Source organism: Brevibacterium aurantiacum, assembly GCF_007558825.1.
Taxonomy (GTDB): domain Bacteria; phylum Actinomycetota; class Actinomycetes; order Actinomycetales; family Brevibacteriaceae; genus Brevibacterium; species Brevibacterium aurantiacum_A.
Genome location: NZ_VLTK01000003.1, coordinates 208,564 through 221,713, shown reverse-complemented (window position 1 = coordinate 221,713; position 13,150 = coordinate 208,564). Strand labels below are relative to the sequence as shown.

Below are 13,150 nucleotides of genomic sequence, written 5' to 3'. Positions count from 1 at the left end.
AGGAAGCTCATGGCTACACGTTTTGACCCCATCCGTGACCTCGATCGATTCTTCTCGGAAGTGACTCGCACCCCGAACTCCACTTCGCTTCCCATGGATCTCTACCGTGACGGAGAGGTCTTCGTCGCACGTATCGACATGCCGGGCGTGGACCCGTCGAGCATCGATGTCGACGTCGAGGATCGTACGCTGACGGTTCGCGCTCAGCGACAGTCCGAGGTCGCGGACAAGGATGTGAAATGGCTGACCCGGGAACGTACGACCGGCACCTATGCCCGTCAGCTCACCCTCGGCAACAGGGTCGCACTCGACCGAATCCAGGCTGACTACCAGGACGGCGTGCTCTCGCTGACGATCCCCGTGGCAGAGGAAGCCCGACCACGTAAGATCAACGTCTCACACTCCAACCCCACCAGAGTCACCGAGGTCGTCGAAACCTCCCCAGCACAGGATGAGAATCCGGCCGGCGCCTGATCGACAGACACAACCGTTGAAAGCGGGTCGCACCAATCGGTGCGGCCCGCTTTCAACGGTTGTGTCTGTGCCTTGAAGGGGTCCCCTTGGCCTCCAGCGCACAATCAAGGATTAAGTCTGGTCCGGCTGACCGCGGAGCCAGTACGTTTCTCGGGTCTGTGACATCGAGGTGAAGGTGGCAGGTCGGTGGCGACGAATTCTCGCAAGAGGAGCCGGACCAGCTTCGAGAGTTCCCGGAGGTCGGGCTGGCGGAGTTGCTCCCGTATTTCACGTGCGAGGAGTGGTCGCATACCTGCGGTGGCGGACCTTCAACACGGCCGAGTGGGAGAGTCTGTACGGATTCCAGTTCGCTCGTGCGATGGAGCACGAGGCCCCGAAGCTGGTGTTCCGGGCAGCCTGTGAATACCTGTCGACGTCGCGGCTTGTGCGCCCCGGCGTAGTCAACGTCCTCGAACACGTGGCGACGGCTCGTGTCCGAGCTCGCGAGGAGACCTCGCTGAACCTGGCGCTGTTGCTCACCGGCCGGGTTCGTGCCGACGAAATAGGCTGGCTATCTGACCAGCGTTGAGCAGGCCGGCGATGTCACCGCGTACCGGCATTACTGGGCGCAAGTGACGGAGGGGTAGCCCACGTCGGTGTGAGCTGGGTTACACTAGCGCTTTAGGTTCCAGGGTCATGCGGGACAAGATAGGGACACGTCAAGGAGAGACGATGAGCGAGTTGACCACCACGCAGCCGGCTGGCACGCCGACGTGGATCGACCTGGGCATCCCGGATCTCGACCGCGCGATGACCTTCTACGGCGCGTTGTTCGGTTGGGAGTTCGATGTGGGACCGGCGGAGTTCGGCCACTACACCCAGTGCTTGCTACGGGGCAGGCCCGTCGCGGCCATCAGGCCGAACCCCGATCCCGACGCCACGGAATTCTGGTGGAACGTCTTCTTCGCGACGGATGACTGTGACGCCGCGGCCGCCCGAGCACGGGACGCGGGCGGCTCGATTATCACCGGTCCGATGGACGTGCTGGACCAGGGCCGGACAGCGATCATCAAGGACACCACCGGTGCGCAGTGCGGACTGTGGCAGGCTGGTGCCCACATCGGCTGCGAGATCGTCAACGAGCCGAACACCCTGCTCCGCAACGACCTCGTCACCGCAGAATCCGGACCCGCGCGCGACTTCTACGCCGCGGTCTTCGGCTACACGTTGGATGCCAACCCGGACATGCCCGAGCTCGACTTCACGTTCCTCCGCAGACCGGATGGCCACGAGATCGGCGGCATCGCCGGTGACCCAAAGGCCACGAAGTCCCGTTGGGGGACCTTGTTCCAGGTGGACGACGCCGATGCGGCGGCGCGGCGAGCGGTCGACGCGGGTGGGACCTCGGCCGAGCCCTACGACATGATCTACGGGCGGGTCGCGAACATCACGGACCCGTTCGGCACAGAATTCGATGTCGGTGCGCCGATGACGAGCTGAACCGCCGGTCAGCTGGCGAAGTGGTCCAGCTCGGCAAGACGCGCGTGGATGTCGTCGGTGTGGACCTCCTCGACAAAGTGAGACCGAGGTCGGCTAAGTACCATAATCAAGGTGGACGTGCCTGCGCCGCCGATCGGCATCGCCTGCTTCAATCAAACGGGTGATCACCGCCGTGGTCCCGGATCGTCGCCGTACCCGACACGACGCTGTGATCATCGTCACCACGAGAATCATGTTGCTGTCCCTTGCGACGGTCTTGTTGCGGCCAGGTAATGCCCGATGGTCTCGATGTGGATGACGGCGCCGACGTAGGGGCGTTTGATCATCTGTGTGCTGGAGTGGTCGGCACAGGACCAGGTCGCGTCGTGGACGCTGTTGGCAACAAGACCGGTGCGACGCGGCCTGGCTTCGCGGTCTTGTTGAAGTTCTTCGAGATCGCGGCGCAGTTCCCGAGCGTGACGAGTGAGGCCGCCGGCCGCGGTGGGGTACTTGGCCAAACAGCTGCACGTCATCGCGGACGCATTTCGCGTCGACCGCTTCTTCGGCGTCCTCTCGGACGGCGCCCCGCGGCCGTCGCCACGCGGCCGTCGCCACGCGGCCGTCGCCGCGCTCACCGAGCAAGAACAGGCGTGCTTCCCGTCGAATTGGCGGGAGATTCGGCACCATGTGGGACTAAACCGCAGCTCGATCAACTACCTGGTGATCCGTAGTCAGTTTCTCGGTGGCCTTCCCGACACACAGGTTCCTCGACCTGCGTCTCGCGGAGACTCATGCAGACCACCTGACCGAGACATCCGGCTGCCAGTGAGGTTCGGAGAACGAACCTGGTAACAACAACATCAACTGCGTCCGCTGAGGAACCCCCTACGTACATCAGACGCCTACACCGCAGACCGCGGGCGCCGCGACCTGCGTTGTTGCAGTAGCCCCGGACGATGAAAATCTCGATTGTCGGGGGCTGAACTTAGACTCCTGGCCATGCCGGAGACCTTGATCGACTGTGCCCACTGCTCCACCGACGACCAAGACCTCACAGCCCATGGTGACCGGCATCGCGAGCTCGGCGTCGCGGAGCAACCTATCTGCCAAGACCACGGCCTCACCGGCACCAACCGCAGCCGCCCCGGCCTCGACCAGGCCCCGCCGCCGACTCACCGGCTCCTAAGCGTTGGTTATGCGCTGGATACTACCGTGGGCCCTGAAATTCGCTGTGGCTCAGTCGTGAGACCTGAGAACGTAGGCCAGGCACATGTAGGGCAGGTCAAGCTCACCGTCGAATGGATGTTCGAGGGAGAAGTACTCACGGAGATTCGACTCGACCCGTGACCTCGTCGTCTGGTTCGAACGCAGCCAATAGGAACGGGTCCTCGCCAGATCGACGATGCCCTCGAACGGGAGCGGCGTGGTGAACTCGACCAACTCATGGTCGATGAGGTCGAAGCCTGCAGGGCTCGGACGGTAGGCGGGACGGTACACGTCGCCGGCGTGCATGATCCGACTCAGACGCAGCACCCAATCGATACGCACATCGAGCTGATTGATGAGGATGATCAGCTGCCCATGGGGCCGTAGGATTCGATTGATCTCGGTCGTAGCCGCGGCTTCGTCGAACCAGTGCCATGCCTGTGCCACGGTGACGATATCGACGCAGGCGTCCGGCAGACCCGTATCCTCTGCACTGCCCACGAGACTTCGTGCGGGATTGTTGGCCAACGCCACCTCGTCGGGATCGATGGCGATCACATTCGCACCACGGTCGAGCAGCGCACTGCTGAGAATGCCTGTCCCGGCGCCCAGGTCACAGATCTCAAGAGTGCTCCAGTCACTGCTCACCAGGTTGATGGCGGCATCGGGATACCGGGGACGCACTTCGTCGTAGACGCCCGCCAGCTGGCCGAAGCTGCGTCCATGAGCTGCTTGCGCGCGTGGTCTCACAGTTCGCCCACCCTGACTCGTGAAGTTGATCGATCGTGGTCAACTCTAACTCGTCGTCAAAACCCGTTCCGCCCGCGGTGCTGGCCCGCACCCGGACCGGGAAGTGACTAGGATGGTTGTACCGGTCAAACAAACAGTGACAAGGAGCATCGATGTCCCCCACGTCCGAGCTGCAGGCAGAGCTGGAGAGCGCTTCTGGCGCCTATGAGGAATTCGCTTCCCGCGGGTTGAAACTTGATATCACCCGAGGCAAGCCGGCAAGCGCGCAACTCGACCTGGCGGCAGAGCTTCTGACAGCGGTGACACCCGATGACGTCTTGACGCCCAGCGGAGTCGATACCCGCAACTATGGCGGTCTGGACGGAATCGTCGAGCTGCGTGAACTCTTCTCCCCATTGCTCAAGATCCCTGCGAGCCAATTGCTGGCTGGCGGCAACGCCTCACTGACTCTCATGGCCCAGACACTGACCTTTGCTCTCCTGCACGGCACCGTCGGTGATTCACGACCCTGGGGCCAGGGACCTCACAAACTCATCTGCCCGGTCCCCGGCTACGACAGACACTTCACGCTGGCCGAGTCACTGGGCTTCGAACTCCTCAGCATTCCCATGGACTCCGAAGGTCCAGTCGTCGCAGAGGCTCAACGTCTGGCAGAGGACGAGACGGTCAAAGGCATGTGGTTGGTGCCCATGTACTCGAACCCGACAGGCATCACCATCACTGAAGAACGAGCGAAAGAGCTCGCGGCGATGCCGGCAGCGGCACCCGACTTCACGCTGCTGTGGGACAACGCATACGGACTCCACCACCTCCGGGACGAGCATCCCGAGGTTCTCGACATCCTCGACATCTGTGCCAAGGCTGGACACCCGGAACGCCCGTGGATCTTCGCTTCGACGTCGAAGATCACCCACGCGGGAGCCGGTGTCTCCTTCTTCGGTGCGGGTCCGGAGACGATTGACTGGATCCGGGCGAATCTGTCGAAGATCTCGATCGGTCCCGATAAGGTCAACCAGCTGCGTCATCTGCGCTTCTTCTCCGATCCTGCGGGCGTGGAGGAGCACATGCGCCGGCACGCGAAGATCATCGCACCGAAATTCGACGCTGTACTGGACACCTTGGAACGGGAACTGGGCGGCAAGGACCTGGCGCAGTGGACTGAGCCGGACGGTGGTTACTTCATCACCCTGACGACGCTGGAAGGCACCGCGGACCGGATCGTCAAATTGGCCGCCGAGGCTGGGGTCAAGCTGACCCCGGCCGGTGCTACCCATCCCTATGGTCTGGATCCACACAACAACGTCATCCGCATCGCTCCGACCATGCCGACCGTCGAAGACGTGGAACTGGCGGCGCAGGGGCTCGTGGCCTGTGTGAAGCTTGCCAGCTATGAGAAGCTCCTCGCCGGCTGAAGCCTCCGGCTCGCGGTCAGCAGCCTGAATACACGAACTCCTGGTCGGTGCAATCACCGACCAGGAGTTCTTTGTCTGTGCTGGTGCCTCTGGCCTCAGTACTCGTAGAAGCCGCGTCCGGATTTGACTCCGAGCAGGCCGGCATCGACCATGCGTGAGAGCAGCACCGGAGGTTTGGCTGCAGGATCGCCGGTCTCCGAATAGATGCTCTCGGCCGCGTACAGGCATGTGTCAAGACCCACCATGTCGGCAAGTTTGATCGGGCCCATCGGGTGCGCGCAGCCGCCCACCATTCCGGCATCGATGTCTTCCTTGGTGGCGAACCCGGACTCGAGCATGCGAATTGCGCTGCAGAGGTAAGGGATGAGCAGCGCGTTGACGATGAACCCGGGACGGTCCTGGGCCTGGACCGGATTCTTGCCGAGCACCTCGGCGACGAACTCCGTGACCGAGTCACGCACCGAATCGGCGGTGAGCACGGAGGAGACGATCTCGACGAGTGGCTGGACCGGGGCCGGATTGAAGAAATGAACCCCGAGAACACGCTCCGGACGTGAGGTCGACTGCGCGAACCGGACGATCGGCATCGACGACGTATTCGAAGCGAGGATCGCCTCAGGATCAGTCACGACCTTGTCGAGTTCGGCGAAGATCGATTTCTTGATGTCCTCGTTCTCACTCGCGGCCTCAATAACCAGCTGACGATCGGCGAGTTCGCCGATGTCGGTGGTGAATCTCAGCCTGCCGAGGGCCGCGTCACGAGCCTCGGAATCGAGTTTCCCCTTTTCGACTGCACGGGCCAGTGACTTCTCGATGCGAGCACGGCCGGCTGCGGAGGCTTCATCGTTGATCTCGCGGACGATGACGTCGAGACCCGACTTCGCGAGCACCTCGGCGATGCCGGCTCCCATGAGTCCGCTTCCGATGACTGCGGTGCGTTGAATGCTCATCTGCTGCTCCTTGTGTTGAAGTGTCTGTTCGTCATGTGTGTCACGGCTGCCTGGCGAGGAACCAATCGGAACCGCGAATGGCCTTCATCGCCTCTCGCCGACGTTCCTTAGGCAGGGTCTGAACATAGACCTGACCGTCGAGGTGCGCGACCTCGTGTTGGAGCATCTGCGCGAACACCTCCGTGCCGGAGAGCTCCACCGGTGAGTTCTCCGCGTCCACACCGCGCACACGAGCGAACTCGTAGCGCGGTGTGGGGAAGAACAGACCCGGAACCGAGAGACAGCCTTCCTCGATGTCGCGCAGCTCTCCTGCGACCTCGACGACCTCGGGGTTGATGACATACCCCGTGCGACCGTCGAGGTCATACCCGAATGCCCGCACGCCCACACCGATCTGCGGCGCCGCCACGGCGGCCCGCCCCTCCGGCAGAGACGTGTCCACGAGGTCTTGGGCCAAAGCCTTGAGCCCCTCGTCGAAGACGGTGACCGGTGCGCACGGACTGCGCAGCACCGGATCACCCCACAGGCGGATATCGCGCTCAGCCATCGATGACCACGACGAGGTCGCCGCCTTCAAGCTGCTGGACGTTGCCGATGGCGATGCGGGAGACAGTCCCGGCCGTCTGTGTGGTGATGGAGGCCTCCATCTTCATGGCCTCGATCGTCGCGACTGTTGCGCCGGCTTCGACCTGGTCCCCCTGTGCGACCTGGAGTGTGACTACGCCGGCGAACGGGCTGGCCACGTGGCCGGAGTTTGACGGATCGGCCTTCTCCGCGGTCTTGACGTCGCTTTCGACCGCCCGGTCGCGAACCTGCAGCGGGCGCAGCTGACCGTTGAGGGTGAACATCACCGATCGCATGCCGCGCTCGTCTGTTCCGCTGATTGCCTGCACCCCGATGAGGAGGTCCTTGCCTTTCGACAGCTCAACCGCGTGCTCCTCGCCTGCAGTCAGACCGTAGAGGTATTCCGAGGTCTCAACGACGGACAGGTCGCCGTAGTTGGCTCGCATCTGCTCGAACTCCCTGGTCGGTCCGGGGAACAGGAGCGAATTGAGCTTGGCCTGACGTGCAGCGCCCGGCGTCTCCAGAGCAGCAGCATCCTCTGCCGCGAGATCCTCGGACACAGCCTTGTGTTTGCGCCCTGCCAGGGCCTTCGTGCGGAACGGCTCGGGCCATCCGCCTGGAGGATCACCGAGGTCGCCGCTGAGGAAACCGATCACCGAGTCCGGAATGTCGAACTTGTCCGGATTCTCTGCGAACTCCTTAGGATCGACGCCGGCGCCCACGAGGTGAAGCGCGAGGTCGCCGACGACCTTGGACGAGGGCGTGACCTTGACGAGGTGGCCGAGGATCGCGTCCGCTGCCGCATACATGCGTTCGATGTCCTCGAACCGCTCCCCCAGACCCAGCGCTACGGCCTGCTGGCGCAGGTTGGACAGCTGTCCGCCCGGGATCTCGTGGCGGTAGACACGGCCGGTCGGTCCGGCCAGTCCGGATTCGAACGGGGCATAGACCTTGCGGACGGACTCCCAGTATGGTTCGAGGTCGCTGACCGCGTTCAGGCTGATCTTGGTGTCGCGTTCGGTGTTCTCAAATGCTGCCACCAGAGCCGACAGGCTCGGCTGACTGGTGGTTCCGGCCATCGAGGCAGATGCCGCATCGACCGCGTCGGCTCCGGCTGCGGCCGCAGCGCAGAGCGTGGCCAACTGGCCACCGGCGGTGTCGTGGGTGTGGACGTGGACAGGCAGGTCGAAGTTCTCCCGCAGCGCCGTGACGAGCTTCGTCGCAGCGGCAGGGCGAAGGAGTCCGGCCATGTCCTTGATAGCGAGCACATGGGCACCGGCCGCGACGATCTCTTCTGCGAGCTTCAGGTAGTAGTCGAGCGTGTAGAGCTCTTCTCGCGGATCGAGGATGTCGGAGGTATAGCACAGGGCAACCTCGGCGACGGTGGTGTTCGTGGCCCGAACTGCCTCGATGGCAGGACGCATCTGTTCGACGTCGTTGAGGGCGTCGAAGATGCGGAAGATGTCGATGCCGGTGCGCGCGGCCTCATCGACGAAGGCATCGGTGACCTGGGTCGGGTACGGAGTGTAGCCGACGGTGTTGCGACCGCGCAGCAGCATCTGGAGATTGATGTTGGGAACAGCCGAGCGCAGTGCGGCCAAGCGCTCCCAGGGATCCTCGCCGAGGAAGCGCAGCGCCACATCATAGGTCGCACCTCCCCAGGCTTCGATGCTGAGCAGCTCCGGCGTCATCCGGGACACATGCCCGGCGACGGCCAACAGATCGCGGGTGCGCACTCGGGTCGCCAGCAGCGACTGGTGAGCGTCGCGGAATGTGGTGTCCGTGACCGCCAATGGAGTCTGGCTTCGCAGTGCCTGAGCGAAACCGGTCGGGCCGACCTCGAGGAGTCGATCGCGGCTTCCAGGTGTCGGATCCGTGTCGAGATCGATATCGGGAAGCTTCTCCCCCGGGCGGATGCGCACGCGGGGCTCACCGTTGGGACGGTTGACGGTGACATCGGCCAGGTAGTCGAGGATCTTCGAACCGCGATCCGCACTGACACGAGCGTCGAGCAGATGTGGGCGCTCTTCGATGAATGAGGTTGCGAGATCTCCGGCGATGAATGACTCATCTTCCAGCACGGCCCGCAGAAATCCGATGTTCGACGATACACCGCGGATTCGGAACTCGGCCAGGGCACGTCGTGCACGAGAGATTGCCTGCTCGAAATCGCGACCACGGCAAGTGAGTTTGACCAGCATCGAGTCGAAGTGCGCGCTGACTACTGCTCCTGCGTGGACTGTTCCACCGTCGAGCCGGACACCGGCGCCGCCGGCAGATCGGTAGGCAGTGATGGTTCCAGTGTCGGGACGGAAGGCGTTTGCCGGGTCCTCGGTGGTGATGCGGCACTGGAGGGCGGAGCCCTTGATTCGCATGTCGTCCTGAGCCAGGCCGATCTCTGCCAGGGTCTCCCCCGATGCGACGCGCATCTGTGACGCGACCAGATCGACGTCAGTGATCTCTTCGGTCACCGTGTGTTCGACCTGAATGCGCGGGTTCATCTCGATGAAGACGTGCTTACCCTTGCGCGGGCCGTCGGTTTCGAGGAGGAACTCGACGGTTCCGGCGTTCTGGTAGCCCAGCGCCGCAGCGAATTTCAGAGCATCTGCGTGCAGTGCGTCGGCGATGGCCGGATCCAGGTTCGGCGCCGGTGCGATCTCGACGACCTTCTGATGACGACGTTGGACAGAGCAGTCGCGTTCGAAGAGGTGAATAGCATTCGAGTCGTTGTCGGCAAGGACCTGGACCTCGATGTGACGCGGTCGCTGCACGGCCTGTTCGATGAAGACCGTGGGATCTCCGAAAGCGCCTTCGGCTTCGCGCATCGCCGCCTTGAGCGCGTCCTCCAGCTGTGAGGACTCGGCAACTCGGCGCATTCCGCGTCCGCCGCCACCTGCCACAGCCTTGACGAAGAGCGGGTATTCCATGGAGTCCGCATCGGCCAGCAGCTGAGCTATATCGGCGGAGGGACGAGTCGAATCGAGTACTGGAATACCGGCATTGCGTGCCGCCGTCAGAGCCTGCACCTTGTTGCCGGCAAGTTCGAGAACGTCGGCTTTGGGGCCGATGAACGTGATTCCTGCCTCCTGACAGGCTCGCGCCAAGTCGGGGTTCTCCGACAGGAAACCGTAGCCGGGGTATATCGCGTCGGCCCCCGATTCCTTGGCGACGCGCAGCATCTCTTCGACGCTGAGATACGCGCGAACGGGGTGACCTTCTTGGCCGATCATGTAGGCCTCATCGGCCTTCATTCGGTGTTCGGAGTTCCGATCCTCATAGGGAAAAACAGCGACAGTGGAGGCGCCGAGTTCGTACGCTGCACGGAATGCGCGAACGGCGATCTCTCCACGATTTGCCACAAGAACTTTAGAGAACATCTGTGTCTCTCACTTCTGTATCGATCGCCTAGAGGCGATAGTCGACGGGCTGTCAAGGAACAACTCTACTAAGTGACCCAGAGCACTCGAATACAGGGGGTCTGATTTCGACTCTGCTGCCACGCCCGGCGTGGTCGTGACTGCTCGGCCCGGTTGGATACGTTAACGTAGGAGGGTGCTTGTCCTAAGTATCAGCAGCCTCAAAGGCGGAGTCGGTAAGACGTCCGTGACACTCGGTCTTGCCTCGGCCGCTTACAACCGAGGAATTCCGACCTTGGTCGTCGACATGGATCCGCAAGCGGACTCATCGACCGGCCTTGATGTCCCGACGTCGACACGTGTCGATATCGCCGATGTGCTCGCTGCTCCCAAGTCCCAGAAAATCCTGTCCGAGGCGATCATCCCCTCCGGGTGGGTGGGTGACAAGCTCGGCCAGCTTGACGTGATCTCCGGCTCCCCCAGAGCTGCGGAGTTCGATCGACCCTCATTGTCGGAGAAGTACCTCCGGCGCCTTGAAGACGCACTGAGTCGCGTCGCCAAAGGGTACCGACTGGTTCTCATCGACTGTCCGCCGAGTCTCAACGGGCTCACACGCACCGCGTGGACGGCCAGCAACCGGGTTGCAGTGGTGACCGAGCCCAGCCTGTTCTCAGTAGCAGCCGCGGATCGCGCGCTGCGGGCGGCAGACGAACTGCGCCAACGTGGAACCTCGGACATTCAGCCGCTGGGTCTCGTAGTGAACCGGGTTCGCGCCGGTTCGAACGAACATGACTATCGCATCACTGAGATGCGGGAGATGTTCGGACCGTTGGTGCTCAATCCGCCATTGGCCGAACGTGCCGTGATGCAGCAGGCACAGGGTTCTGCCCGCCCAATTCACACGTGGCCCGGGAAGCCAGCCGAGGAAGTTGCGACTTCATTCGACACCTTGCTGGAACGCGCTCTGCGCTCGGAGAACATCCGTTCGCGCAACACCCCGAAGCAGTAGGACCGAAGCAGCAGTAGGCATCGAACGCCACGTCCTGTGGCAGCTGGCTTGTCCGTGAGGCTTCCTGCTCGTTCCCTTCAGGCTCGAACTCTTGAGCCAGTGGACTCTGGGGTTGTTCAGATTGCGGGCATTGCTGAAGTGAGGGTGCCGTACCTGTTGTCATGCCGAGATGCCTCGCCGCGAGGCTTGATTCTTCTTGATGAAGATGAGTGTGGCCCGTCCTCACGGACGGGCCACACTCATCAATCCCCCATAGTGTCCCGGTCAGGGACTGCCCGGTATCCGGGCGACAAGCTGCTCAGCCGAGCTTCTGTGCTCTTCGCTGTGCGAGCTCATCCATTTCGACGACTGCGGAATCATCTTCGGGAAGACGCTCGCTCGGCAGTTCGGAGAGGCTGCCTTCAACTTCATTCCAGACACGCCCGACGGCAATGCCGAAGACGCCCTGTCCGCCCTGCAGAAGATCAACGACCTCGTCGGGTGAGGTGCATTCGAAGACGCTGGCACCATCGGACATCAGAGTGATCTGGGAGAGGTCCCGAACACCGCGCGAACGCAGGTGGTCGACCGCAGTACGGATCGACTGCAGTCCGACGCCGGTGTCGAGAAGCCGCTTGACGATCTTGAGGACGAGGATGTCACGGAAGCTGTAGAGCCGCTGGCTGCCCGATCCCGTGGCGTTGCGGATCGACGGGGTCACCAGGTCGGTGCGCGCCCAATAGTCGAGCCGGCGGTAGCTGATGCCGACGACTTTGCACACAGTCGGACCGCGGTAGCCGGCCTCTTCATCGAGGACTGGCAGATCGTCGTCGAACAACAGTCCTTGGGCGGCTGGTGGTATTGGCGTCGGCTCGACGCTTTCATGACTTGAGCGGTTCACACCGACTCCTCCTTATAGTCCCTGGGGGAAGCGAGGTCGCTTTGAAGAGCAGAGAACATAACTATTCTAGCTCTCTTCTCAGCGAACCTACAGTGGGATTCAACATCTCCAAGCTATTCTCCCGGGCCTTCCAGGACAAACACCTCAAGGTAACAATTTCTGCGTGTCGCCGTTATCGCAGTATTCGAACACGTGATTCACACACAGATGGACTGTTCTGTGCCGCTCTGGGAGCCCGCTCACTCGGTCTCGGGCTGCGCTTGGTCGTCCTTGGCGCCAGTGGATCCCTGCGGCCTGTCACCCTCGGACTTTTGATCCTCGGCCTTCTTGGGTTTGGCGCTGGTCAGGAGCTTCGTTTTGACGGTCGACGCGTACTTGTCAACGTACTCCTGGCCGGAGAGCCGCATGATCTCGTACATGATCTCGTCGGTGACGGATCGCAACAGGAACCTGTCGTGGGGAAGGCCCTCATACTTCGAGAAATCCATGGAGGAACCGAAGACTATTCCGACGCGTCGGAACTTCGGGATCAGGCGTCCAGGAGGCTGAATCTTGTCGGTGCCGATGATAGCGACGGGAATCACCGGGGCGCCTGATTCGAGGACCAGGCGGGCGACGCCCGTGCGGCCGCGGTAGAGCTTGCCGTCCGGTGAACGGGTGCCCTCCGGATAGATGCCCAGAGAGTTCCCCTCTCTCAGAACCTTGAGCCCGGATTCCAGTGAGGCCTGAGAACCAGAGCCCCCGGCTCGATCCATCGGCAGCTGGTTGTTGAGTTTGAAGAACCACCGGGTGACCGCGCCCTTGAGGCCGCGACCGGTGAAATAGTCCTTCTTCGCCAGATAGACGACAGGCCGGGGTGCTAGGAGAGGGACGAAGATCGAATCCATGAAGTGATTGTGGTTTCCTGCGATGATCGCAGGTCCATCAGACGGGAGATTGTCCAACCCGCGCACCCAGGGACGGAAGAGGATCCGCAGAATGGGTCCGGCCACGACTCGCTTGAGAAACCAGTAGAACACGAGCACCCTTCCCTGTCACGACTCTTTGTCGTCCTCGGACATCATATATCGACACCATCAACGCACATTCAT

12 protein-coding genes are annotated in these 13,150 nt (G+C 62.4%); 5 read left to right on the top strand and 7 right to left on the bottom strand.

What is annotated here, in order from left to right:
- The first annotated feature begins 9 nt into the window (after nt 1-9).
- From FO013_RS05915 to FO013_RS05905, 3 genes are all read left to right on the top strand, one after another.
- A complete protein-coding gene (locus FO013_RS05915) occupies nt 10-474 on the top strand; it encodes an Hsp20/alpha crystallin family protein (protein WP_143921649.1) in 465 nt (154 codons plus the stop codon).
- A 280-nt stretch (nt 475-754) separates the two neighbouring features.
- Nucleotides 755-1,042, top strand: a complete 288-nt coding sequence (locus tag FO013_RS05910) for a DUF4158 domain-containing protein (RefSeq protein ID WP_186293003.1) — start codon at nt 755-757, stop codon at nt 1,040-1,042.
- A gap of 143 nt (nt 1,043-1,185) precedes the next feature.
- Nucleotides 1,186-1,953: a VOC family protein gene (locus FO013_RS05905; protein ID WP_143921647.1), complete on the top strand. Its 768-nt coding sequence runs from the start codon at nt 1,186-1,188 to the stop codon at nt 1,951-1,953.
- Nucleotides 1,954-2,183: 230 nt separating this feature from the next.
- Here FO013_RS05905 and FO013_RS05900 read toward each other — a convergent pair whose 3' ends face one another.
- Together FO013_RS05900 and FO013_RS05895 are read right to left on the bottom strand one after the other, a co-directional pair.
- The gene (locus FO013_RS05900; protein ID WP_186293002.1) at nt 2,184-2,450 is read right to left on the bottom strand and encodes a hypothetical protein; all 267 of its coding nucleotides are present in this window, start codon (nt 2,448-2,450) and stop codon (nt 2,184-2,186) included.
- Nucleotides 2,451-3,168: 718 nt separating this feature from the next.
- Complete coding sequence (locus tag FO013_RS05895; protein WP_143921645.1) at nt 3,169-3,888, bottom strand: class I SAM-dependent methyltransferase; 720 nt, start codon at nt 3,886-3,888, stop codon at nt 3,169-3,171.
- Between the two features lie 152 nt (nt 3,889-4,040).
- Here FO013_RS05895 and FO013_RS05890 point away from each other — a divergent pair, with 152 nt between their 5' ends.
- Nucleotides 4,041-5,300, top strand: a complete 1,260-nt coding sequence (locus FO013_RS05890) for an aspartate aminotransferase type Ic (RefSeq protein ID WP_143921644.1) — start codon at nt 4,041-4,043, stop codon at nt 5,298-5,300.
- A 95-nt stretch (nt 5,301-5,395) separates the two neighbouring features.
- Here the strand turns inward: FO013_RS05890 and FO013_RS05885 are convergent, their stop codons facing one another.
- The 3 genes from FO013_RS05885 to FO013_RS05875 are packed head-to-tail and all read right to left on the bottom strand — an operon-like array spanning nt 5,396 to nt 10,191.
- Nucleotides 5,396-6,250, bottom strand: coding sequence for a 3-hydroxybutyryl-CoA dehydrogenase (locus tag FO013_RS05885; protein ID WP_143921643.1), 855 nt, complete (start codon nt 6,248-6,250; stop codon nt 5,396-5,398).
- A 40-nt stretch (nt 6,251-6,290) separates the two neighbouring features.
- Nucleotides 6,291-6,797 carry a peptide deformylase gene (locus FO013_RS05880; RefSeq protein WP_143921642.1) on the bottom strand — a complete coding sequence of 169 codons (507 nt, stop codon included), beginning with the start codon at nt 6,795-6,797 and terminating at the stop codon, nt 6,291-6,293.
- Nucleotides 6,790-10,191, bottom strand: a complete 3,402-nt coding sequence (locus FO013_RS05875) for a pyruvate carboxylase (protein ID WP_143921641.1) — start codon at nt 10,189-10,191, stop codon at nt 6,790-6,792. Before FO013_RS05875 ends, FO013_RS05880 begins: the two co-directional genes overlap by 8 nt.
- A 175-nt stretch (nt 10,192-10,366) precedes the next feature.
- On the opposite strand from FO013_RS05875, the gene FO013_RS05870 reads away from it, so the two are divergent.
- Nucleotides 10,367-11,179: a ParA family protein gene (locus tag FO013_RS05870; RefSeq protein ID WP_143921640.1), complete on the top strand. Its 813-nt coding sequence runs from the start codon at nt 10,367-10,369 to the stop codon at nt 11,177-11,179.
- Between the two features lie 298 nt (nt 11,180-11,477).
- On the opposite strand, the gene FO013_RS05865 is transcribed toward FO013_RS05870, so the two are convergent.
- Nucleotides 11,478-12,059, bottom strand: a complete 582-nt coding sequence (locus tag FO013_RS05865; protein WP_143921639.1) for a MerR family transcriptional regulator — start codon at nt 12,057-12,059, stop codon at nt 11,478-11,480.
- A gap of 239 nt (nt 12,060-12,298) precedes the next feature.
- Nucleotides 12,299-13,078 carry a lysophospholipid acyltransferase family protein gene (locus FO013_RS05860; protein ID WP_143921638.1) on the bottom strand — a complete coding sequence of 260 codons (780 nt, stop codon included), beginning with the start codon at nt 13,076-13,078 and terminating at the stop codon, nt 12,299-12,301.
- Nucleotides 13,079-13,150 lie beyond the last annotated feature (72 nt).

Bases quoted from the DNA above. Each gene is read 5' to 3' on its own strand.
- FO013_RS05885 (WP_143921643.1), bottom strand. From the start codon at position 6,250: ATGAGCATTCAACGCACCGCAGTCATCGGAAGCGGACTCATGGGAGCC.
- FO013_RS05905 (WP_143921647.1), top strand. From the start codon at position 1,186: ATGAGCGAGTTGACCACCACGCAGCCGGCTGGCACGCCGACGTGGATC.
- FO013_RS05880 (WP_143921642.1), bottom strand. From the start codon at position 6,797: ATGGCTGAGCGCGATATCCGCCTGTGGGGTGATCCGGTGCTGCGCAGT.
- FO013_RS05915 (WP_143921649.1), top strand. From the start codon at position 10: ATGGCTACACGTTTTGACCCCATCCGTGACCTCGATCGATTCTTCTCG.
- FO013_RS05890 (WP_143921644.1), top strand. From the start codon at position 4,041: ATGTCCCCCACGTCCGAGCTGCAGGCAGAGCTGGAGAGCGCTTCTGGC.
- FO013_RS05875 (WP_143921641.1), bottom strand. From the start codon at position 10,191: ATGTTCTCTAAAGTTCTTGTGGCAAATCGTGGAGAGATCGCCGTTCGC.